23 protein-coding genes and 1 pseudogene are annotated in these 21,915 nt (G+C 67.1%); 8 read left to right on the top strand and 16 right to left on the bottom strand.

What is annotated here, in order from left to right; genetic code table 11:
• The first annotated feature begins 369 nt into the window (after window positions 1-369).
• Both ACSNOA_RS04660 and ACSNOA_RS04655 read left to right on the top strand, forming a co-directional pair.
• Complete coding sequence (locus ACSNOA_RS04660) at window positions 370-1,236, top strand: GIY-YIG nuclease family protein (RefSeq protein WP_436656616.1); 867 nt, start codon at window positions 370-372, stop codon at window positions 1,234-1,236.
• Between the two features lie 36 nt (window positions 1,237-1,272).
• Window positions 1,273-2,322, top strand: a complete 1,050-nt coding sequence (locus tag ACSNOA_RS04655) for an HNH endonuclease (protein WP_436656614.1) — start codon at window positions 1,273-1,275, stop codon at window positions 2,320-2,322.
• Window positions 2,323-2,462: 140 nt separating this feature from the next.
• Here ACSNOA_RS04655 and ACSNOA_RS04650 read toward each other — a convergent pair whose 3' ends face one another.
• Complete coding sequence (locus ACSNOA_RS04650) at window positions 2,463-2,906, bottom strand: very short patch repair endonuclease (RefSeq protein WP_436658314.1); 444 nt, start codon at window positions 2,904-2,906, stop codon at window positions 2,463-2,465.
• A 395-nt stretch (window positions 2,907-3,301) separates the two neighbouring features.
• Window positions 3,302-4,606 carry a DNA cytosine methyltransferase gene (locus tag ACSNOA_RS04645; protein WP_436656612.1) on the bottom strand — a complete coding sequence of 435 codons (1,305 nt, stop codon included), beginning with the start codon at window positions 4,604-4,606 and terminating at the stop codon, window positions 3,302-3,304.
• 181 nt (window positions 4,607-4,787) lie between these two features.
• Between ACSNOA_RS04645 and ACSNOA_RS04640 the strand changes: the two genes are divergently transcribed.
• Window positions 4,788-5,210, top strand: a complete 423-nt coding sequence (locus ACSNOA_RS04640) for a DUF4259 domain-containing protein (RefSeq protein ID WP_436656610.1) — start codon at window positions 4,788-4,790, stop codon at window positions 5,208-5,210.
• Window positions 5,211-6,230: 1,020 nt separating this feature from the next.
• Here ACSNOA_RS04640 and ACSNOA_RS04635 read toward each other — a convergent pair.
• The 6 genes and pseudogenes from ACSNOA_RS04635 to ACSNOA_RS04610 all read right to left on the bottom strand — a co-directional run bounded on the left by ACSNOA_RS04635 (window position 6,231) and on the right by ACSNOA_RS04610 (window position 10,428).
• Window positions 6,231-6,368: a hypothetical protein gene (locus ACSNOA_RS04635; RefSeq protein ID WP_436656608.1), complete on the bottom strand. Its 138-nt coding sequence runs from the start codon at window positions 6,366-6,368 to the stop codon at window positions 6,231-6,233.
• Window positions 6,325-6,603 carry a hypothetical protein gene (locus ACSNOA_RS04630; protein ID WP_436658313.1) on the bottom strand — a complete coding sequence of 93 codons (279 nt, stop codon included), beginning with the start codon at window positions 6,601-6,603 and terminating at the stop codon, window positions 6,325-6,327. Before ACSNOA_RS04630 ends, ACSNOA_RS04635 begins: the two co-directional genes overlap by 44 nt.
• A gap of 40 nt (window positions 6,604-6,643) precedes the next feature.
• The gene (locus ACSNOA_RS04625; RefSeq protein WP_436656606.1) at window positions 6,644-7,297 is read right to left on the bottom strand and encodes an N-acetyltransferase; all 654 of its coding nucleotides are present in this window, start codon (window positions 7,295-7,297) and stop codon (window positions 6,644-6,646) included.
• A 26-nt stretch (window positions 7,298-7,323) separates the two neighbouring features.
• Window positions 7,324-7,998, bottom strand: a complete 675-nt coding sequence (locus ACSNOA_RS04620; protein WP_436656604.1) for a GOLPH3/VPS74 family protein — start codon at window positions 7,996-7,998, stop codon at window positions 7,324-7,326.
• Window positions 7,998-9,023, bottom strand: coding sequence for an acetamidase/formamidase family protein (locus ACSNOA_RS04615; protein WP_436656602.1), 1,026 nt, complete (start codon window positions 9,021-9,023; stop codon window positions 7,998-8,000). Before ACSNOA_RS04615 ends, ACSNOA_RS04620 begins: the two co-directional genes overlap by 1 nt.
• Window positions 9,020-10,428: pseudogene (locus ACSNOA_RS04610) on the bottom strand (APC family permease). The gene ACSNOA_RS04615 and the pseudogene ACSNOA_RS04610 overlap by 4 nt, the downstream one beginning before the upstream one ends.
• A gap of 469 nt (window positions 10,429-10,897) precedes the next feature.
• Between ACSNOA_RS04610 and ACSNOA_RS04605 the strand changes: the two are divergent.
• Complete coding sequence (locus tag ACSNOA_RS04605) at window positions 10,898-11,512, top strand: hypothetical protein (protein WP_436656600.1); 615 nt, start codon at window positions 10,898-10,900, stop codon at window positions 11,510-11,512.
• Here ACSNOA_RS04605 and ACSNOA_RS04600 read toward each other — a convergent pair.
• Window positions 11,502-11,948, bottom strand: a complete 447-nt coding sequence (locus ACSNOA_RS04600; protein WP_436656598.1) for a hypothetical protein — start codon at window positions 11,946-11,948, stop codon at window positions 11,502-11,504. The genes ACSNOA_RS04605 and ACSNOA_RS04600 overlap by 11 nt on opposite strands.
• Before the next feature lie 159 nt (window positions 11,949-12,107).
• On the opposite strand from ACSNOA_RS04600, the gene ACSNOA_RS04595 reads away from it, so the two are divergent.
• The gene (locus ACSNOA_RS04595; protein WP_436656596.1) at window positions 12,108-12,572 is read left to right on the top strand and encodes an HD domain-containing protein; all 465 of its coding nucleotides are present in this window, start codon (window positions 12,108-12,110) and stop codon (window positions 12,570-12,572) included.
• Window positions 12,569-13,546, top strand: coding sequence for a phosphotransferase (locus ACSNOA_RS04590; protein WP_436656594.1), 978 nt, complete (start codon window positions 12,569-12,571; stop codon window positions 13,544-13,546). The genes ACSNOA_RS04595 and ACSNOA_RS04590 overlap by 4 nt, the downstream gene beginning before the upstream one ends.
• Before the next feature lie 158 nt (window positions 13,547-13,704).
• Here ACSNOA_RS04590 and ACSNOA_RS04585 read toward each other — a convergent pair whose 3' ends face one another.
• Both ACSNOA_RS04585 and ACSNOA_RS04580 read right to left on the bottom strand, forming a co-directional pair.
• A complete protein-coding gene (locus tag ACSNOA_RS04585; RefSeq protein WP_436656592.1) occupies window positions 13,705-14,373 on the bottom strand; it encodes a 2'-5' RNA ligase family protein in 669 nt (222 codons plus the stop codon).
• A complete protein-coding gene (locus ACSNOA_RS04580; protein ID WP_436656590.1) occupies window positions 14,370-15,722 on the bottom strand; it encodes a helix-turn-helix domain-containing protein in 1,353 nt (450 codons plus the stop codon). Before ACSNOA_RS04580 ends, ACSNOA_RS04585 begins: the two co-directional genes overlap by 4 nt.
• Before the next feature lie 492 nt (window positions 15,723-16,214).
• Here ACSNOA_RS04580 and ACSNOA_RS04575 point away from each other — a divergent pair, with 492 nt between their 5' ends.
• Window positions 16,215-16,469, top strand: coding sequence for a hypothetical protein (locus ACSNOA_RS04575; RefSeq protein WP_436656588.1), 255 nt, complete (start codon window positions 16,215-16,217; stop codon window positions 16,467-16,469).
• A 333-nt stretch (window positions 16,470-16,802) separates the two neighbouring features.
• Here the strand turns inward: ACSNOA_RS04575 and ACSNOA_RS04570 are convergent, their stop codons facing one another.
• Window positions 16,803-17,477, bottom strand: coding sequence for an HNH endonuclease family protein (locus tag ACSNOA_RS04570; protein ID WP_436656586.1), 675 nt, complete (start codon window positions 17,475-17,477; stop codon window positions 16,803-16,805).
• 280 nt (window positions 17,478-17,757) lie between these two features.
• Here ACSNOA_RS04570 and ACSNOA_RS04565 point away from each other — a divergent pair, with 280 nt between their 5' ends.
• Window positions 17,758-17,991, top strand: a complete 234-nt coding sequence (locus ACSNOA_RS04565) for a hypothetical protein (RefSeq protein ID WP_436656584.1) — start codon at window positions 17,758-17,760, stop codon at window positions 17,989-17,991.
• 86 nt (window positions 17,992-18,077) lie between these two features.
• On the opposite strand, the gene ACSNOA_RS04560 is transcribed toward ACSNOA_RS04565, so the two are convergent.
• From ACSNOA_RS04560 to ACSNOA_RS04545, 4 genes are all read right to left on the bottom strand, one after another.
• Window positions 18,078-18,380 carry a G5 domain-containing protein gene (locus ACSNOA_RS04560; RefSeq protein ID WP_436658312.1) on the bottom strand — a complete coding sequence of 101 codons (303 nt, stop codon included), beginning with the start codon at window positions 18,378-18,380 and terminating at the stop codon, window positions 18,078-18,080.
• Between the two features lie 277 nt (window positions 18,381-18,657).
• The gene (locus tag ACSNOA_RS04555) at window positions 18,658-19,956 is read right to left on the bottom strand and encodes an ATP-grasp domain-containing protein (protein WP_436656582.1); all 1,299 of its coding nucleotides are present in this window, start codon (window positions 19,954-19,956) and stop codon (window positions 18,658-18,660) included.
• Window positions 19,957-20,086: 130 nt separating this feature from the next.
• Window positions 20,087-20,773 (bottom strand): MOSC domain-containing protein, encoded by a 687-nt coding sequence (locus tag ACSNOA_RS04550; RefSeq protein WP_436656580.1) that lies wholly within the window; start codon window positions 20,771-20,773, stop codon window positions 20,087-20,089.
• Window positions 20,774-20,841: 68 nt separating this feature from the next.
• Window positions 20,842-21,858, bottom strand: coding sequence for an asparagine synthetase A (locus tag ACSNOA_RS04545; protein ID WP_436656578.1), 1,017 nt, complete (start codon window positions 21,856-21,858; stop codon window positions 20,842-20,844).
• Window positions 21,859-21,915 lie beyond the last annotated feature (57 nt).

Here is a 21,915-nt window from a genome sequence, read left to right as displayed (position 1 = left end):
GGTCGAAGGGTTCCCGTCGCGCTTCCATGGATGTCAGCGCGCGCCCGTGATCTTGCGATGCCACAACCGCACCGTATCGCCGGCCCGCAGTAGCTTGCCCGCGCCGCCGCTTGGAGCGGCCCAAAGCTAGCGGCCGCCTCGCCTCGGCGACCTCGGCTAGCAGCGGTTTAGCAATAGATCTTGCGGGTCTTCTGATAACTGGCGTCCAGTCCTCGTACACGACTGGGTCGGCGCAGGAGGCGATGTTGCTCGGTTGGAGATCGCCCGCGTCACGATCTAGAGATCGAGACCGCCTGCCCGCTGCGCGTTTGGATCTCGAAGACTGTCATGCCAGACTGCGAGACTCGGCTTGCCTTCGGAGGTGACGGGATGACTGACCAATGGACGGCGGAGTTCCGCCTCAGCATTACCAAGGCTCTCGCCGACCAGCTGGAGACCACCCTCCGCCCGCTTAAGCCCGCACTCCTGACGCCGGCTCACTTGTCTCGGGTTTCAGCGCGTCCCGGCGTGTACACGCTGTACTTCGATGGCCAACGCGTCTACGTCGGCAAGGCCGCGAAGTCCCTCCAGGACCGTTTGACCCAGCACCTCCGCAAGCTATCCGGTCGAACCGGGATCGCCTCCGACGCTGTGCGGTTTGTGTGCGTCTATGTCGATGAGGACCTCGACGCCGCGGCGCCCGAGAAGCTGCTCATCAAGAAGTATCGGAAACACGACAGCATCCCGTGGAACACCAACGGCTTCGGCAACAAGGACCCAGGGCGCAATCGGGACACCAGCGTGGTCAAGGCGGCGCACTTCGATGCCACCTATCCCATCAACCTGGACTACCAGTGTCGATTGCAGCCCGGCGCTCAGCCACTCGCTGCGGTCTTGGAGGAGGCCAAGGCCCAGCTTCCCTACCTTCTACGGTTCGACACCAGCGCGGGCGCCAAGAAGATCTACCGGGACGCATCGCTGACCATTCCTGACCAACCCATGACGACCAGGAACCTCGCGCACCAGCTCATCGCCTCCCTACCCGCAGGATGGCAACTGACCGCCTTGCCCGGCTACCTCATCATGTATCAAGAAGATCGACGATATGACAGCGCGCTCGGCTGGTGGCGACGTGAGTCAGACGGTCAGGTCAGGTACGTCCAGGGCCCCCGCCAGTTCGCCGCGGGGGCGGTGGACGCGGATGTAACCGACCGACGCACGGGCGACGCCGATTCGCTCTTCGAGCTCGACGAGTAGGCAGTCCTGCCAGGAGGGTCCGGTCCGGTGCCCAGTGTGAAGGACTACGTGGAGATCGGCGCTGCCTCGGCGCGCGAGCAATGGTGCTCCATTCGTATCCGCACTCCCGTCACGGCAGGGCGCCAGGTGGCGTTCCTCCCGGTGGAGACACTGGCGTGCCTCGCCGCGAGTCTGCTGGTCGACCATCGGAAGTACGGTGGCGCGACCGCCCACAAGGCCGAGGAGCCCGTGCCGGCGCTCGCGCGGCTCTTCCAACGGCCCAATAGCAGCATCCTGGCGAAGATGGCGAACCTCGACGGCAGCAGACGCAACGGCGCCAAGCACGAAATTGAGGTAGCCGGTCATCTCCTCGCGGTTCCCGGGCGTCTCGGTGCTGTTTACCGAGTGATACTCGCCGCCGCACGGGACGTCGGCATCGGACCTGAGAGGTTGCCGGACTTCCTCGGACTCGCGGACGGCGACTCCGAACTGCTCCTACTTGGTCAAGACGAGCTCGTCCGAACGGAAATCGAGGTAGCCGTACAGGCCATCTCGGCGGACTGGCTCGAGTCGCGAGCCGACCTCGACGACCGGACGACAGAGCGCCTACTCGTGGCTGCGGTACGGGTTGGCCAGCACCGATTCGCTCACCAGGTGCTGCGCAACCACGGACACCGGTGTGTCTTCTGTGGCCTCTCTATCAGCTTCAACGGAAGCAGCGCGGCGCGGATGTTGGTCGCAAGCCACATCAAGGCGTGGCGAGCGAGTACGTACTCCGAGCGGTTAGACGCGCGAAACGGCCTCACCGCATGCCCAACGCATGACGTGGCGTTCGACACCGGGCTCATAACCGCCAACGGTGGTCTGCGCATCCACCTCAAGCCCTCTCTCATCGCCGCCGCGGACGTGGACCCGGCCGCCCGAGCCGCGTTTGGCCGACCGCCATTAGCTGACCGCCTGCTCCTACCCGCCGGCGCCTTACCCCCTCGCGCCAAATACCTCACTTGGCACCACCAGCACGTCTACCGCGAGATCCCTCACCCGCCCTACGGATCGTCGACTAGCGGCGGTCGGCGCGTTGAACGGCCTGAGCAGGCTGCTCGCTAAAACGGCGTGCCCGGTCGACGCCATGGGAGACCTAAATGGCACGACGATCGGGAGATCGCGATCTAACTAGCCCTCTCGGACCCCGGCCGGTGCTCGACCCAACCCTTGATGCTAGCCCGCTCGGCGATGCCGCATCCCGATCATCGCCCGGATCTGGCGGACGGGTCCGGGTCTCCCGCTCGGACAGTACTTGGACGGGATGGCCGAGCAGAAGTTGCTCCCCGAATAACGCTTTCAACGCGATTGGCGGCCTCTGCGGGATCCTCGTGCTCCCAGATCCTGATCACCGTCCAACCAGCATCAACGAGCAACTGGTCGGTCTCCCGATCACGAGCGCGGTTCCCGTCAATCTTTTCCTGCCAGAAACGGTCGTTGATGTGGGCAGGACGATAGTGCTCAGGACATTTATGCCAGTAGCATCCGTCGATGAAGACCGCGACGCGGGCGGCCGGAAACACCACATCGGCGGTGCGGCGCAGACCCGGCAGGAGCCTAGCGTTGACCCGGTACCGCAGACCTCTCTTGTGTAGGAGCGAGCGTAGGCGCCGCTCAGGGTTAGTATCGCGGGCCTTGTTGGCACGCATGACCGCCCGCACGGCTGGGCTCTTAGCCCAAGAGGCCTCGGCCGCATCCGGTGCGGCGAGAAGCCCCTTAGCCGACGCCAGGCGCCACCCCTGGGCCAGATTCTCGGCTCGCGTGGCGTACTCGACCTCACCGAGATACCGGGCGGGTGAGCGCCCTCTGTCGGACCAGCGTAGGTAAGCCCGGATCCGGCGAGTTCGGGGCAGCAACTTGAGTTCGACGGACGCGCGGGCCCGCCGTCCGTCGCCGAGGTCGACCCACCGCCGGTCGGGCCCGCCAGCGGCGCGGTCCTGTTCGAGCGACGCCGCTCTCCTGCTGCGACCCTGCCGACCCTTCCACGCCTTTGGGTTCGGGGGCTTGTCCGCCCACCGGCTGTCGTACCCGGTCGCGGCCGAAGTCACCGCTTGCTCTCAGCCTCGTCGAGGGCCGTGGCGATGGCTCGGGCGAAGAACTCGCCAAGCATGACGGGCACGGCGTTGCCGAGTTGGCGCATCTGCTCACCCCGCGGGCCCGCGAGCTTCCAGTTATCGGGGAACGTCATGACCCGCGCTGTCTCGCGTACCGTCATGTATCGGTGCTTATACGCGTATGGTGAGCCCTCGACAGGTTCGGGCAGCAGGTCGTCGGTCAACATCACCGACTCTCCGCCGGGAACGCCATGCACCCCGGCCTTCACGGTTTTCGCCGGCCGATCAAGCTCGTTCGGAGTGTGACCGGGGTAGATGCGGGCGTCCGGCCACCCGATGTGATCGGTGAACCCACCGAGTAGATACTCTCGCCGGTCCAGCTTGTCCCAAGGCACCGGAGGTAGCGGAAACTGACCGTCAAGCCCCTTAAGCGCGTCCCGCAGGGTGCGCCACGGAAGCTTGCCGTCGTCATTCGGAGGTGTGTCCGGCAGTCGGGACATGACACGCTCGCGGACGTGGTCTGGGACGTCGGGATGCCGCCCCCAGTAGGAGCCGTCTAACATCGAACGGATCAGCGCCGCCTCGGAGTAGCGGGGGCGAACGGCTCGCTTAAAGCGCTCGATGTCGACCCCGCAGTCTGACCTGAACGCCACGATGATGATCCTGTTGCGGATCTGCGGAACGCCGTAGTCGGCGGCGTTGACGCTCGTGGTCACGACGTCGTATCGCTGCTTCGGATCTGCCGGCTCCTCGGCCAGCTGCTCCCGAAGCACCTGGTCGTGCTCACGCCAGGTGGTGTTGGGGTCACGTTTCACGAACGGTAGCCGCAACTCACGCTCGATGTACTCGAAGTACGGCTTGAAGGACGGACGCAGCAAGCCGCGGACGTTCTCACAGATGACGGCTTTGGGTTGGATCTCGCGGATGGCGCGAAACATCTCCGGGAACATGTTGCGCTTGTCCTCGTCGCCCTTGGCAACGCCGCCGAGGCTGAACGGCTGGCAGGGCGGTCCGCCCGCGAGTAGGTCCACGCGATCCCACAGGTATTCGAACCGGACCCCGCTCACGTCCCCCTCGACCAAGGGCCACCGCTCGCCAGCGTCGGGGATCCGCTCCTCGTCACCCCTTGAAACGGCCGCGTTGGCCTTGAGCGTGTCGCAGGCGTACTTCACCAGCTCGTTGACTAGCAAGGGCCGGAAACCCGCTCTGTGCACGGCCATCGCGAGACCGCCACCACCAGCAAACAACTCCACCGAGGTTCGGTCACTGACTGGCTTTTCTGGCGGCTCAAGCATGCCAGAAGCATACCGCGGAGTTGTCGATCTTTCTAGTGACACGGCCCGCCCTTTGCGGGCGGGTGGAGCGGCCTTCACCGACGCAATGGACGCGGAGTGGGAGATGAGGAACCCAGAATCCGAGCCTCAGCGCGGGACGCGCGCACGGTGTGATTTGGTTACGCGATCCTAAGGAGGAGTCATGGCGACGTGGCAACTCGGCCCGTTCGACAACGACGACGCGGTTGAGTGGTGCGGGGCACTCGAAGACAGCGCACCCGACCAACGCGTAGACCTCGTGCGCCACACGCTCGAAGCGGCCGTGTTAGCGGGGCCCTCCCTCTCCCCGGAAGGCGCCGCCCAAGCCATCGCCGCAGCCGCGACGGTGCTCCAAACGCTCACCGGCACGCCGCCGTCGGACTCTGCCTACGCCCCACGTTTCCTCCTCGGCCGCGACGACGTTGAGGTCACCCCGTCACTGCGAGATTTGGCCACGCGGGCACTCGACGCGGTGCTCGTCGAAGGATCGAGGTGGCGCCTACGGTGGGCCGACAACATTGAAGAGGACGAGGCGTTGAGGGTCATCGAGGAACTCCGCATCAGCCTCGCCTCGGAGGCGCCATAGCCTCGGCGCACAGTCCGAGTCGGCAAGCGGAGGACGGGCGGGGCGACGTCACGGCCTCCGTCCTGGCGCTGCGGCTGTGCCCGGTCCGTCAGGACGGGCCCGCGTCCACCGCAGCCTCTCCAGTGCTGTGGTGGACGCCGCGGTGGCATGGACCGACGGGGGCGAGGGCAGAGGACACGGTGCTGGGGAACGCGGGGCTATGGTCGTCGTTCGTGTACCAATAATGTCATTCTGTGGACGCGTCGCGTAGCTGCTGCCTCGGGCGCTGCTCGCAGCGGCGTCCCCGGAGGCGGCGCGGGGTCCTGTTCGCGCCACTGGCCCCCGGGGTCGGCGCGTAGAAGACGATCAACCATGCGTAGGGCTTCCGGCTCCGTGTCGAACTCCCACCGCAGCACCTTCCCGGTCTCGCTGTCGCCGGCGCGGGCGATCAGCTTCGTGGGGGTGCTCCGATCGTGGACCCGGACAAGCACGACCTGGTCGTGTCCTCCCCACGCACGTGGGGGTGCTCCGTCGACGAACCGGTAGCCGGCCAGCTGCAGCGCGTCCTCCCCACGCACGTGGGGGTGCTCCGATCAGGCGAGGCGGGACGGCACCTCGACGCCCGCCCTCCCCACACACGTGAGGGGTGCTCGGAATCCGGATCAGGCAGTTTCGCCAGCCGGAGACAATGCAGCGCGCGAGGGACAGAAGATTAGCCCTTCTGGGAGCGAACGGTGCGAGACCTGCTGCCGTTGAGGCGTTGAGCGACGACGATGAGCGCTCGCGCCTCGGCCTCCATCAGGACAGCGGTTCCAGGGTGGGACTGGCCCAAGTCGGGGAGACGACATTGGGTCCGGCCAGGCTGACAGCTCCAACACATGACCTCACCAGGAGCTGAACCGCCATCACAGCTTGCCGTAGCACCGGCACGTCTGCGCGACGTTGCCCGTGACTTCCTCGGCGTAACACAGGACCGCCAGGCAGTGCTGCGCCTGACGGTCCATCGATCCTGACCTCGCTCACATGCGGCAGAGCTGAGCGTCACGCCAGCGGTCGGATCAGCTTGGCCGCCACGGCGTCGAGGATCCAGTCCAGACCGGTCGCGAAGGACGTCTCGGCGTCCACGTCCATGCCGTCATGCACGGCCTTGGTCAGCGCCGGAACGCGGCCTGTGGCCAACACTCTCGTCACGCGCGGGCCGGAGGCGCGCTGCCAGTCGCGCTTGGACAGGACCCGTGGCGCGCTCGACCCGCAGATTTGCGATCTCGCGCCTGATCGCGCCGGTGACGTAGGCGCTGACGGCCTCCACGGCGCACATGACAGTGTCGATGTCGGGGAGGCCGTCGAGCACGGCCAGCTTGGCCTCGGTCACGGCGAGGCCGTTCGGGCCGAGGGTCGGGCCGCCGCCGAGCAGGTCGGCCAGCCATTCGTGGCGGAGAGCGGTCTGCTGTGGGCTACGCGTGAAGGTCCTGCCAGCGGTTGTCGCCTGGTCGGGGCGGGTTGATCGGGATGCCGTCGTTTCCGTGGTGCGCGTTGCGGCCCATCGGGTGCAGGGTCGGACCGTCGGGCAGGGTGATGGATGGTCGGGGTGTGTAGCCGTGGCGGGCGAGCAGGGGCTCGCCGCCGGGGAGTGTGGTGGTCCAGGACGGCAGGTCGATGCGGTCGAGGCGGCTGCGGTGGTGGGCCAGCAGCGCGGTGCCGAGGCCGGTCTTCTGCGCGTGCGGTTGGACGGCGAGGAACGCCAGGTGGTAGTGCGGTTCGGTGGGTTGTTTCAGGGTCAGCAGGCTGTCTAGCAGGTCGAATCGGCTGGCGTGGCCTGCGGCGGCGTCGGTGAGTCGGATGCGGTACTGGGCCGGTGGTGGGATGGGCCGGTAGCGGTGGAAGCCGACGGTGACGGCGGTGAGGTCGTCGGTGAGGTGGATGTCGCCGAAGAACATGGCGTGTTCCACCCAGATCGCTACGACGTCAGTGAGGACCTGGCGGCGCCGTGGTGGATCGGGTATCAGCCAGGCGGCGAGTGGGGTCGGGTGGAGAGCGTCGGCGATCAGCGCGGCGACAGGGTTCTTGTCCGCCCAGCGGGCGGCACGTATACGAGCGGTGGATTCCATGGCGGTTGACGTCCGTGTCGGGTGGGTTATCGGTAGGTGGCGGTGGCGAGGTCACCGACGGCGGCGTCGACGGCGGCGGTGATGTGCCGCACCGTCCGGTGGTGCTGGCCGGCGATCGTGGTGAGTCGTTCGGTGAGGGTGGTGGTGTCGTCGTCGAGGTAGAGGTGTTCGGTGAGGCCGAGGGTGGCGACGAGTCCGGCGAGTGCGGCGGTGTGGTTGTCGGGTTGCTCGCGGCCGTGCGCGAGATAGCGCAGGCGGGCGCGGGCGACGACCGGCCATTTGGTGTCGGTGGGCAGGTAGGTGTCGGTGCGGGCGAGCCCGCCGAGGCGGCGGCGGGTGTGTTGGCGGAGGATGCCGCCGGCGACCAAGCCTGCGCGGGTGCGCTCGTACAGGTCCGCGGAGAACGTGCGGAGGAATGCCTTCACTGGTGGTGCGGTGCGGCTGTGGCGGATGGCGGCGAGGGCGGTGTCGGCGATCAGGTCGCCGACCGGTTGGTCGGTGTGCAGGCGTAGCCACCGCTCGCCGGCCGGGCGGTCGTCGGCAGGGTCGAGGGTGATTCGGCCGGCGAGGAACAGGTCGATCAGGACCGCCCCGGCGAGGCCGAGCGCCAACGCGTGCCGGTGGATGTGGGGGTGGCCGGTGTCGTCGTCATGGCCGAACAGGAACAGCTCATCCCGCAGCGGCAGTCGAGGAACACCCATCACACCACTCCCCCACCCAGCCCGGCAGCGAGCTGCCGCAGCCGGCCATGCACACCGCCGTACACGGCTTCCGGAGAGGGCAGCAGGGCCTTGTCGACCGCGGCGAGGATCGTGTAGTTGGGGTCGCAGACGTTGCCGATCGGCGCCCGCCCCGCCTGGGAGACGAGCTGGTAGGCGTCCAGGGTTTCCAGGCCGGTCAGGGACGCGACCCAGCCGACGAGGTCGTGGTGGGCGATGCGGTAGGCGTCCTCCAGGGGGCGGGCGCAGCCGATCGACATGATCGCCGTGTCGGTTTCCAGTCGCGGCCACACCGTCGGCACACCCTTGATCACTTCGATGGCGAGGGTTGTGGTGGTGGCGATCTCCACGCCGACGCCGCAGGCTTCGCCGTCGCCTTGGCGGGCGTGGCCGTCGCCGAGGGCGAGCATCGTCCCATGCACCCTTACCCCGAGGTAGAGGGTGGTTCCGGCGCGGAGTTGCGGGGTGTCGAGGTTCCCGCCATGGACGTCGGGGACGATCGTGGAGCGGGCCTCCATCCCGCCGGGGGCGACCCCGATGGTGCCGATCATCGGCTCCAGCGGCAGCTCTGCGGTGTGGTCGGTTTCGGTGGCTCGGAATCGCACGATTCCGGCCTGGCGGTCGATGCCGTACACCCACACCCGCTCCTCCAAGGGCGGCTGCAACGTCGCGGTGTGCGAGGTGGAGGTGAGGGCGCCGAAGTGCGGGAACGTCGAGGACACACCCCAGTCGCGGGCGGGTGTGATCGAGGCGAGGTGGATGGCGAGGGTGTCGCCGGGTTCGGCGTCCTCGACGAAGAACGGCCCGGACACGGGGTTGAGGTAGGGCATGCGGCACACCTGCGACGGCAGATCCGCCGGCCCGCGCACGAGGCCGCCGAAACAGTCCTCGGTGAAGACCTCGAGCACATCACCGGAGCGAAGGTGGGCGACGGGCATGCGTCCGCCGAAGGTGTAGGCGAACTCGTCTCGCGCGGGACGGTAGGTGATTTTCTCCATGCCGGTCACACCCTCTCCGCGTCACGCTGCTGCTGCGGCTGCACCGGCGCCAGGCCGGAGAGGACTGGCCGACGGCCCGACAGGTACAGGCCGGCGAGCACGAGCACGCCGAGGGCGAGCCAGGCCAGGCCGAGGCGCTGGGCGGCGATGTTCGCGTTGACCACCACGTAGGCGAGGATCGCGAACCCGACCGCAGGCATCACCAGATGTGCCCACCAGTTCCCGCTGCGCGCTCGGATGAGGTGGTGCACGACCACGGAGACGTGCAGGACCAGGAAGGCGACCATCGCCCCAAAGTTGATCAGCGACGACAACAGCGTGATCCCATCCGCCGGGGTCGCCATGTACAGGCCGAGGGCAAGGGACACGGCGCCGGTGAGCAGGGTCGCGTTGATCGGCACGCTACGGCGGATCGACACCTTCGCCAGAAACGCCGGTAGCTGCCGGTCACGGGCCATCGCGTACAACAACCGGGAGGTGGCGACCTGCGCGACCATCGAGTTCGGCAACCCCCACGCGACCGCCGTGGCCACCGCACACAGGGTTGCCAGCCAGCGCCCCCCGGCGGCTTGGGCGGCGTCGTAGAAGGCGGTGCCGCTCGGGTCACCCTCGGCGAGCAGGGCGCCGGGGTTGGGGACGAGCATCGCGGCCAACCACGTCTGCCCGATGAACAACACCCCCGCAAGAACCAGCCCGTGGCCATCGCTCGGCCGATCTGCCGGGAACCGCCCTTGGCCTCCTCAGCCAGCATGCTGATCCCATCGAAGCCCAAGAAGGACAGCACGGCGATCGACACCGCCCCCGCGACGACCGACCAGGTGAAGGTGTCCGGGTTGTAGAACGCCTCCCAACCGAACCGGCCCTTCCCCGAGGCGACCGCCCAGCCAGCGACGGCAATGAAGACCGCCAGGACGATCAACTCGCCGACCAGCATCACCCGAGTCACCACCGCGGTCATCCGGATCCCCACCGAGTTGACCACGGTGTTGACCGCCACGAACCCGAGCAGCCACAGCCACACCGGCACGGCGGGCACGGTCGCGTGCATCGCCACCGACGCCACCAGATACAGCAGCCCCGGCACCAGGACGTAGTCGAGCAGGATCACCCAGCCGGCCAGGAACCCGACCGGCGGGCTGATCCCGCGGCCGGCGTAGTTGTAGACGCTGCCCGACATCGGGAACGCCTTCACCATCTGCGCGTACGAGAACGCCGTGAAAACCAGGGCCACGACGCCGATGGCGTAGGCCAAGGCGACCATCCCGCCGGAGCCGGCGTACACGCTGCCGAAGATCGCCATCGGCGCGATCGGCACCATGTACACCAGGCCGTACGCGATCAGGTCCCGGAATCGCAGCTGTCGGCTGAGCTCCTGCTGGTATCCGTAGCGGGTCAGCTCATCCTGATCAAACATCCCGTGAGCCTTTCAATTTCGCGTCCTGTGGTTTGCCCTTAAAAGGCCGTGTGGACCGCTGATTTCTGCTTCTGCCACCTAAGGCGAGGGCTACTGATGTCGGCTAGGTTGGCCAGCTGGTCCGACAATCCGTTGACAGGCTCTGCGGTGGGTGATGAGTCCAGCCGCCAGCCCCACAGGAAAGGGTGGGCGGGAGGCAGACCGCAGGAAGGATCGTGTTCGGCGGGCCAGCGCGACGTCGACTGCAGGCTCGATGCGGTCCGGCCTGCACTGATCAACCGGAGGCGTAGGCGGCACGAGTTGTCGGCGAATTGTCGGAGGTCGTTAATAGGACTTATCGACAACTCAGATCGATGGCTGTCATGGATGCGCCGTCGTTCGTTCCGCACTTGGAGCGCGCGGTAAGGGGCAGGGCGAGTTCGGCTCGCGATGCCTCCAAATGTCCACTGTCCCGTAGAAGGGAAGTGTCATGGCCAACACATCCATGCCCGAGGCCACAGCGGTCGGCCGCCGGGCCGCCGAGATCCTCGACGACATGCGGAAGCACCCGGCGTTCGACCGGTTGCACAGCTCGTCGATGAAGTACTCCAGCTGTTGGGCGACGTTCACCGGCTATCCGGCGATCAGCCGCTGGTCCCTCGAGCGGGACGCGGGGCCGCTGCTGGTGGAGGCGCTGCGGGTGCTGGCGCTGAAGGCGGCGGTGTTCGAGCTGTCCGGCGGCGACGAGGAGGCCGCCGAGTTGCTGGTGCCGGCGCCGGTGGACGAAATGGTCCACGCGGTGCTGGCCCAGTTCACCCTGATGTCTCGGATGCAAGCCGACCTCGGGGTGGTGTTCCCGCACGCGACAGAGTTGGAGGAGTTCACCTACACCCGCGGGTGCCTCACCGACGCCTACTACGCCGCCGCCGGCTGGGGTGAGCAGCCGCTGCGGTACTGGCTGGACTCCGCCGAAGTGACCCGGCGGCTGAACCAGCTCAACGCCCACTACCTGGCAGCGGGTCTCGGACGCGACGGCCGCAGCCACGACTTCGACTTCGACCAACCAGGCCCGGCCCCGGCCGTGCCGGTTGGGATCAGCGGTTAGCCAGTTCCACCGACAGCACCCGCCGCATGGCCGCCACCACCTGCTTCGGGTCGAACCGTTCACCGGCCAGCCGTTCCGCGCGGGCGACCGCGGCGAAGATCCCTTCCGGCGGCGCGTCCCGGAGGACGGCGACGAGCCAGCCTTCCAGATCCACCACGTTGGCAGGAAGTTGAAGGGCCGCCGGAGTCGGTGCCGGTCGGGGCGCCTCGACGGGGACCGGTTCACCCTGTGAGGCGTACCGACCGGGCGGAAGCCCAACCCGGTACGGGTGCACGCAGACAGCGACACCGTCTGCGGTGACCCGCCAACCGACGTCCGGGTTGTACGCGAACTCGGGTCCGGGCCGGTCGACCACGTCGAACTGGCCCGGCCCGAGCTGCTGGGCCGGGCACACGACACACGTCTGCTCACACCACTGCGGTAGCGGCCCAGGCATGGCGCCGATGCTACGGCAATCAGGAGCTATCAGACTATGACGGTCTTATCCCCTCCCCGGCCCGCCATCATCGACCACGCGCTGCGAGACGCCAGGCGGTGGTGCAACGGGCACACCATCGACGACCGCCCCGCCCTCGCGCATGCCGTGCGGGTCGCGGTGACGATCGGCGACCACGTACGCCAACCGCCGCCCGACCTGGTCGCAGCGGCACTACTACACGACGTCCCGGACTTCGCCTCGGCGACCCCGGACATCTACCAAGTGCTCGCCGCCGACTACGGGCCGGAAGTGCCGCGGATCATCGCCGCCCTGCAAGCCGAGCACCAAGCTCTCGACGAACCGGACCCACCGATCTTTGTTGACGACCTGCCCGTGCTGCTCGCATCAACCGCCGACAAGATCGTCGCGCTGGGGTCGCTGCTGCGTCGGGCGCGCGCCAGCCGCGACGTGCCCGGCTTCTTCGCTCGGCGTCCGGCGTTGCGCGCGCTGGTGCCACACTTCCGGGCATACCAGCACGCGGCCGGCCCTCGGGTCCCGGCCGGCATGTCGGCGCGTCTCGATGTCACGCTGACCCTGCTCGAACAGGCGATTGCCAGCATCCCGGCGGCGAGCCGGTCATGAGCATGCCTGGACTCGACCATGACACCGTCGACGAGCTGCGGCGTGACCTGCTCACCAGCGCCGGACGCGTCCAGACCGGGCGGCAGGTCATCCAGGCGTGGGAGCTCTCCGCTGTCGAACGGCTGTTCCTCGCAGACGGCAACAGCATCGTGTACAAGGCCGCTGCAGCACCCTTCACCGGCGAAGCCGCCGTGCTGCGAGCCCTCGGCGAGCACGGAGCCGCCGTACCCGTACTGCACGGCTGCGCGCTCCGCCGCGGGACGCTGGGCATGCTGATGGATGACCTCGGTAACTCGCTGCGACCCCCGACTACGGCCGAAGCCGCAGCCACCGCAGCCGAGGTCCACGCCGTCCCGCCGATGAGCCTGTTGCCGACGTTCGACCAGGCAGCGCTGGAGCGCCTGCCAGAACAGGCGCTCAACGCGCTCGCCACTCTTCGACAGCAGGCACGCTTCCTCAACGCCGGCCCCGTCGAGGAACTGCTGGAGAGGCTGGCCGAGGTCGCGCGAAGAAGAGCGGATGGTGCCGAACGGCCGCCCTTCGGGCTGTGCCACGGCGAGTTCCATCCCACCTCACTGCACGTCAGCCGAACCGGATGCCACCTCGTCGACTGGGCAAAAGCATTCACCGGCCCAGGACTCCTCGACCTGGCCACCTGGTTCGGCACCCGCATGCCAGCCGAACCCGCCAAGCTCGCCCAGCTCACCCACGCTTACGTCAGCGCCGGCGGTCACCCCGACGCGGCAGCCGACCGAGGCGGCCTACCCGCAGCGCAGTGGGCGCTCGGCTGGCACCGGGTATGGGCTGCGTGGTGGTTCCTGACCACCACCGCAGCCGGCCACCACCAGCCCGACACCGACCAACGCCACCACCAGATCGTGCAGCGCCAGATGTTGGAAGTCGCGCAGCTGTTCGGGATTGCCGTGCCGGCCAGCACCAGCCGCCGGTCACTGGAAGCGGAAAACTCCTTGTGAAGCGCGTGACCGTCCCCAGAGTGGTCTCCGCCCATGCTGAGGATCGAGAGTACGGTGTCACTGCGCGCTGCCCACGGGCATGATGCTGATCAATCAGGCGGTGGGCCTGCGACTTCTGCCGGGGATCCCTGCTGCTCTCTTCAACATCTCGGCCAGGATCAATGGCCTGTCAGCGGCACGGTGGCAACCGTTGCCCAGCGGTAGCTGCGGCCTTCGCGTCGTAGCGCGATCAGCGGGACTTTGCTGATCCTTACGCGCGCGGGGGGCTGGTGGCGCAGTTCGGCGAGCCGGTCCCGGATCGGGCCGGTCGGTGCCGTCGAGCCGCTGTAGGCGATGGTGACGTGCGGACGGAAGCCCTGCGCGGCTTCCGGCACGGTCTTCCACACGGCGGCGATGGCTTCTCTGATGTCCGCCCGGAGTCGCTCGACTTGGTCCCAGGGTTGGATCAGAAGGCCGATTCCTTCGGCATCGGGGTCGACAGGGCCAAGGGACAGTTCCAGGGGTGGCAGGCTGGCGCAGCGTTCACGTGCCTCGGCGACGATGGCGTCGAGATCTTTGTCGCTGACCTCGTCGGTGAACCCGAGGCCCTGCATGGTGAGGTGCAGGCCATCGAGCGGCACCAGGTCGAGCCCGGGTAGCGCCAACTGGCTCTGCAGATATGTGACAAGCTGATGGAGTTGAGGTTGATCCTCAAAGGTGAGGTGCCAGGTGTAGAACTGCCGGTCGGCTCGCCAGCCGGGACGCCAATACCAGTGCTCGGTGAGTTCATGCAGTTCCTGGTAGGCGGCCCAGCGCTGGTTCAGACTGGTTAGTTCCCGGCTACTCATGACGGAGATGGTAGGGCCGGCGGCGTCCGAGCGCCGATCTGTGTGCGATCGTGAAGCAGTTCCGCGACTTGCCGCAGTTGCGGCTGCTGGGCGAACGGCCGCGCGGTGGCCAGGAACTGACGCGTCCGCTGGTTGACCGACTCGTAACGCTGGTCTGCGGTAAGCGTGAGCGCCTCCAGGGCAAGCGCACCGGCCTGCTCGGGGTCGGGATCGCCGCGTAGATAGGCGGTGGCCAGGTCGAGGCGACTCAGGGCTTGCGGTCCGCGCAGACCTGCCACGTCGAACGCGTCAATGGCCGTGGTCAGGTGAGCGGTGACATCCTTCCCGCAGCCTAGGGCCAGGTAGGCGGTTGCCGCGTTAGCAGCTGTCCTCGCCTGGCAGTACGCGCCGAGGGCGAGGCTCGCGCTGACCTGGGAGCTGGACGGACAGTCGGATAGCGCGGTAAACGCATCGTCCACGGCCTGGTCCACACCGTACCGGTCGCCGAGACGTGCGAGAGCGCGCGCCTTGCCGTTGATAGTGAGGCGGATCCTGTGCGGGCCAGTGCCGGCGCGGCACAGGCCATCTTGCGCGTAGGCCAGCGCATCGTGATAGTCGCCAGCATAGAAGGCGATGAGGCTTTGCGTGGCCCGCGCCCATGCCTGCACATCGGGCTGGTGCGCCGCGTCTGCGAGGTCGAACGCTTCCGCGGCGTAAGCGTATGCGACGCGGAACGCACCGAGATCCAGGGCAAGGGCGCCAAGGAGCCCGGACATGTAAGCCGCGACGTTGTAGAGCCGGACACGCTGCGGCGGGTGCTGACGGCCTCCCATGAGCTGGTCGACGTATACGCGCAGCGGCCGCATGCGCGCCACAAGAGCTGCCGGGGTGAGTCGTTCGTTGTCGGCGATCGCCCGACCAACCTCGTCTTCGAGGTACGCCAGCCGGGCGTCATTATCGTTGCAGGACTTTAGCGTTAGCCGACGGGCGTCGATCCTGTCCTCGCATTCCCAGAGAACAGATCCGTCGTCGTTGCTGCGGGCGTCCGGGCAGGTGTGAGTGGGAGGGACTGGCCAGGGACCGGCCCCAATCGACTGAATCGCCGATCGGCGGCGTTGCTGCCGGGCACGCTCGGTGATGCGGTCGTACTCCTCGGCGAGCACGCCCCCAGTCTGCAGAATCGCGTCGCAGCGCGTCCAGAACCCACGGTCGGGGTACTGGTGACCGGTCTCGGTGTTCGCCACGGAGCTGCGGCCGTATTGCACAAGACGGGCGAAGCTGTGCTGCGTGTGACCGGCGGCCTTGCGCAACTGCGCAAGCCGACGGCCGAGGTGACGCCGGGCGGCCTTAATCTCGTCGCTGTCGTCCATCGCTCCTGCCCCCATCGTCTGCGGACGCCGCGGTGACGATGCGCTCCGCCTCCACCCCGACGCGGCGCCAGCGGCGCTGCCGCCAGCTCCAGCACATCCACCGCCGTCCCGTCCACGACGGCATCGTCATCGGCGGGATGGCGGGGGCTCGGGATGAGCCGGTTCGGCTCCCCTGCGGCGGCCTGTCGCGCCGGCTGGCCCGTCCACATCTCACCATGTGGCGACACGTAGACCGCGCTGGGCAGGTACGGGGCGGCGTCGAACGACAACGACGTCGAGCTGCCATCGGGCCAAGCGAGGACCGCCTTGGTGGTCGCCGTGCCGCAATCGATCGATAGCCGCGCCTCCCCCGCCCGCATACACATAGTCAAACATGAGGATCACGCTCACGTCATCTGCCGGTCACCCACAGAGAGCAGACCCGTGTCCCAAGCCAGATCCGAGCCCCGAACCGATGCGCGGACGTGCGGGGCCGCGCAGCGGCACGAGCGCGTGCGCGGGCGCCCGCTTGGCCGGGTCGCGGCCCGGCTGCTCGCCCAGCGGGTCATCGCCATCGCGCCGCTGGCCACAAACGCACCGGACTGGGACGCCGCCGCCGAGGTACGCGCGGTTGGCAGCCGAGCGCTGTCCGTCGAGGTGGAGATGGCCGACTACGACCAGGTCGTCGCGGCCGGGCAGCAGGTGGAGGACGAACTGGGGCCGATGGTGGCGCTTGACGACCCCCGTGGCAGCAACCCGATCGAATGAGTGCATCGACAGCCCCAGGAGCCACACCTGTGGCGTGATCTCTAACGTCAGGCGGAAGGGTTGCGTTCTGCCTTGGCGAGAACCTGGTCAGCGGTCCTGGTCCAGCGGAACGGCTAGCAGCGCTCGTTGTAGCCGTCGATGAACGCGCGGATCGCGCCGATCAGGTCGGCGACGCTGGTGAAGCTGCCACGGCGGACTGCCGAGTGCGTCATTGGTGGACATGTGCGCGCCAGCGCGCAGACTGCTGGTACTGCCATGCCGGCCGCCGCATCACCTAACCGGCGGCCGGCGCGGGCGGCCAGCTTGTGTTGCGGCGCTGAGTGGATGTCGAGGTCAGGAGCTGCAGGTGTTGAGCATGCTCTGGAGAGCGGTCTTCTCCGATGACTGCAGGCTGAGACCCCACGCGTGTTTCACGGTAATCCACATCTTGCTGTAGGTGCAGCGGTACGAGGCCAGCGGCGGCTGCCACGTCGACGGGTCTTGGTCGCCCTTGGCCTGGTTCACGTTGTCGGTGACGGCGATCAGCTGTGGTCGGGTGAGGTCGTTGGCGAAGCTTTGCCGGCGGCTGGTGGTCCAGGAGTTGGCGCCGGAACGCCAGGCTTCGGCCAGGGGCACGACATGGTCGATGTCCACGTCGGAGGCGGCGGTCCAGGTGGCTCCGTCATACGGGCTGTACCAGCGGCCGGACACCGCAGCACAGGAGCTGTCGACGACGACGGAGGTGCCGTCTCGTTTGAGGACCTGCTCGCGGGTGTTGCAGGAGCCGCTGATGGTGATCCAGTGCGGGAACAGGTCCCGCGAGTAGCCGGTGAGAGAGCCTTGGGCGGCGACGCGGAGCGCGTTGAGCTGCGACTGGGCGGTCGCCTTGGACGGGATACCAGGCGGGGTGGCCGACGCCGGCGTGCCCGCGACGCCGACGATGCCTATACCGGCGATGACGGCGATCGCGGTGGCCGCTGCGCGGCTGCGCCGCAGTCGGGTGTGGTGGAACAGGTGCGTCAAACGCATCGGGGCCTCCTCAGCCACGGGGGGTCAGGCTTTGATGGTTGCCGATGAGTATGGCTGTCGTTGGGTCAGTTTGTAACGGGCCGGCGACGCGCGGTCGAACGGTCATGACCAACGTGGCACACAGGCAGGGCACGATGACCGTCGATGACAGCTACGGTAGGGGTAGGCGTTCGTAACGGCGTCCATCGCGGCTGAGGCGGTGGGACCCGATAGAGCTGCTACCTCGTGTCGCCGTTGCGGCTGCGCCGAGAACGGCGCGTGGGTGGAGGGATGGACGGCGATGCCCGCGGTGGAGGCATGGTTTGTTGGCGGCCCGGTGGATGGCCGCATCTGCCCGGTCGAGGTCGACGAGGTCGGGTTCCTGCCCGAGGAGATCGTGCTGCCCCAGCTGGGCGTGTACGTCGGCGCCAGCGATCGTCCAAGTCCGCTGGCCCACTTCCGCTATGAGCGCGATGCTGACGACGGTGACCCGCCGATATTCCGCTACATCGGGCCCGTCGACGGTGATCTGTGAGGGTGTCTGACGCATCCTCACAGACCACCGTCTCGGGCAATGCCGTCGCGACAAGGTTCGCTGCCGCCCTCGGGTGAATGCTCGGGTCACTTGTCGCAGGCGATGCCGTCACCGTCACGGTCGAGGTCGTAGATGTCGCGACCGACGACGTAAAGAGGACCGTCGACATACTTGGGGCCGTCACCGCTGCCGCCGGCGCAGTCCACGTCACTGGCGACGGGTACGCAGACGCCGCTGTAGTTCGGGTCGCAGCTTCGGGTTTGCTTGGTGCCGACGCGGACGACCTGGGTGACGGGGGCCTTGGTCACTTCCGAGCGGATCAGCTTCTTGGCTGTTTGGACGCCGTCGGTGTAGGTGACCTCGTAGGTGAGGGTCCGCACTCCGGGCACACCGCGGTCGTGGTGGCAGTGCCGCAGTCGATCGCCAGCCGCGCCTCCCCCGATCGCATAGACCCCAGTCAAACATGGTGTTCGTACTCGCGCAGGGCATGCAGCAGGTGAGCCTGATTCCAGATCAAGGTCCGGTCGAGCAGCTCGTGGCGGCAGGCTTGGATCCGCCGTTCCACGAACGGGTTCATGCGAGGCATCCGGACACCTGTCCCGATCGTTCAGGCCATCCTCGTCCTCCAAGCCGCCGAAGATCCCCGCCACCCATGATGAAAATGGCTCACTGCTTGGAAGAGGTGTGCTCCAATGCGGGCAGTTCGGAATCGGTCTGGACGGTAAGCTGCCGAGCGACGTGGGCGGCCAGCGACCGATACTCCGCCTCAGTCTCCGCTCCGACGACGACGACCAGGCACCAGTCGGCGGCGTGGGCGAGGCTGAAGTGCTGTCCGATCTCCTTTACGCGGTGCCAGCCAAGCACTCCCTCTACCTTCGAGATCTCCCCGTCCGAGGGCATATGGGTGATGATCCCGGGTGTTGCCGGTGTGAGATGCGCTATCCCTATGTAAGCGGGGCCGCTCGGTTCGAGTTTTGGTGCGGCGCCCACCAGCCCGCCGGCTATGACGTCCCAGATGTCCCGGCCGTACCGGTGGGTAAGCATCAGCGCGCCCCAGCCGCCCATCATCCGGCCTCCGACCTCCGAGAACCAGAGTTCACCTTCATCGTCTTCGAACATCTCTAGATGGGTGATCGAAGTGCGCACGCCGAGGACTTCATTGGCACGCCGGTGCATCTCTTCCACTCGGCGGTAGAAGCCGGCGTGTTCCGATTCGGGAAGCAGCAGGCTGCCATCCGCCGGACCGTTTTCGACGGCCCTGTTGGTGATCGACGCAAATCTGTTCTGCTGATACGCGCCGACTGACATGTACACGGGCTCGCCGTCCAACCAGAAGGAATCTACGTGGTACTCACGTCCGGACACGAATTCTTCGGCGATGAGCTGGCGACCGATGATCAGATCCTCGAACTGAAAGGAGCTGAGCGTATCGAAGAACTCCTCCTGGCTCTCCAGGCGAACGGTCGACATCGTCCCCAATCCGGCGGCCGGCTTGACCATGATGGGAAACTTGAGTTCGTCCGCCACCGCCCGCAACTGTTCCATGTCGCCGGGATCGGAGATCGAGCGCCATTGCGCCACCCGCACACCGTTTGCGTGCACGCGAGCTTTCATCAGTCTCTTGTCACGCAGCGCGACCCGCATGAGGGGATCTACCACCCCTCCCCGGAGGAGAGCTTCCATGTAACCGGCCGCATACTGATCGAACTCGGTCACGCCGACGACGCAACCCACTCTGACGCCGCTGATCGCAATGTCCACCGCGACCGCCCCGACCTCTTCCAGAGAGTTGAAGGTCGCGAGTCGATACACCTTTCGGCAGGCCGTCAACACCTCGCCGGCCGGCTTCTGAAGCCTGATATCGGGGTCGCTGAGAACGACTATGACCGGGACGCCTCTCCGCAGCAGCGCTTCGACCAACTCTTGACGCCAGCCAAGAATGAGCGTGACCTCCGGCTGTTTCATGCTTCCCATCCCTCCCGAACAAGGACAGCCGCCTCAAGCGACAGGCATGTCATCACAACCCGGCCTCGGCCGTCGTCCCGAGCGGGGTGCGCCGGCAACGTTGGTGTGCACCCATCGGTCCTGCACTTTCTTAATTCGAGTGACCGTCCGCAGTCTTCGGGCTCGGCTTAAAGTTGGGGTACGTCCGCCACGGCGGCATCACCGCAGAGACGTCCCACTGGGGGTTCTCTCCGGAGAAGTCGATGACGCGCTGGAGGACCTCGTGATCGCCGAGGATCCCGGCAACCACCTCGCTGAGCGGGATTCTGGTCTCCGGTTCCCAGGTGACTCGCACGGGATCCCCCGCTCTCACGACACCGGCCTTCAGGACACGCAGGTACGCGCCCGGTCGTTTGGCGTCGTTGAAGCGCTTGGCCCATCCCTTCTCGCCCATCCAGCCGCCGAAGGTGCCGCAGGCTATCCGGGGCGCGGATACCTCCAAGACGGCCTCTCCAAGCTGCCATTGCTCCGCAAGCGCCGCGTTACTCACATCGAAGCTCAGCAGGTCGAGATTCTCTCCGAACATGCCGTTTCGGAGAGGCCGGCCCAGCTGCCCCGCCCACCAGTCGAGATCTTCTCGCGCACACGCGTAAACCGCCTGAAGCAGCCCCCCGTGGAAGTCGGTGGCCTGTTCGTCGCCTTCAATGCCGTGCGGTCCTATGAAAGCGCCGGACCCGACGGACACCTTGTCGATGGCGGACTTTCCGCGGCGCCCCGCCCAGGGCACCTCGACGCTCTTGCCGGCATTGATGGAAAGCACCGTGCCCTGACTTCGCATGATGATCTACCTTCCGATTCGGGCCTTACGCCCGGAACGCGTTGGGTGTTGACACATCCGCACGACGTTCACGGGACGATGTCCTTCCCGTTCTCCCGGGGCAGCAACTGAAGGTCGCGGATGTCGTCGTGCGACAGCAGCCACATCAGCAGGCGTTCGATGCCCAGCCCGAATCCGGAGGTGCGCATCGCCGAGGAGTCGCGCATCTCGAGATACCACCGGTACGGCTCGCGGTCGACACGGTGCAGGCGCAACGCCGCTTCCACCTGTGCCGAGGTCTCGTGCCGTTCGCCGCAACCGACCACCTCACCGGGGCCGAACAGCAGGTCGCCGTTCAGCGCCGTCCGTTCGTCCTGACCGAATGCCTGGTAGAACGGAACGGCCAAGTGATCCCAGTGAGTGACCCAGACGAATTCGCCCGTGGTTCGCATGAGCTGCCGTTCACCGGCCCGGGTCAGGGTGCGCCAGCCACCGTGGTCAACAATCTGATCGGGCTCGACCAGCGTGGCCGCCTCGTCGAAGGTAATCCTGGTGAACGGACGTCCGGCGACAGCCTCGATGTGATCCGTGCGCCCGCCGAGCCGCTCGATCAGGTCGCCGTGCCGGGCGAGCAGCCCGGCCGAGAGCGCAACCAGATAGTCCTCGACTGCGGCCAGCACGTCGGGCAGACCGCCTTGGATCTCGGCCTCGCTGTGGAAGAACTGGCTCAGGTGCGTCGAATCGCAGGACTCGCCGCGGAACGACGGCATGATGTAGTAACAGTCCCCGCCGGTCAGGCGGCAGCCGAATTCCAACATGAACTGCATCGAGTCGGCGAGGTAGGTCTTCACTCCGGCGAGCTCGACGTCGACCGGCGAAGAGTCGCTGCCGAGTCCCATCGGACTGGAGATGGATCCGGTCGTGACGGGCAGGAAGATGGTCTGTCCACCGCGCCCTCGCCAGAAGTCAGCGGTAAGCTCGCTGATCGAGTTCTGCAGCACCGCGATCGCCTGGTACCAGGGGTTGGTCAGGACGTCGAGGTGATACCCCGGCCGGCCGTGCCAGAGGCTGGACGGCTGGACCTTGTTCATCGTGGGCGCAGCCACAATTCCTCCTTCATGAATGCGGCGGTACATTCCCGCACCGCTACCTGGTTGTTGATG

It is taken from the genome of Micromonospora sp. URMC 103 (assembly GCF_051386435.1).
GTDB lineage: Bacteria > Actinomycetota > Actinomycetes > Mycobacteriales > Micromonosporaceae > Micromonospora.
Note: the sequence above shows the minus strand (reverse complement) of the source record. Positions and strands in the feature narration are given on the sequence as shown.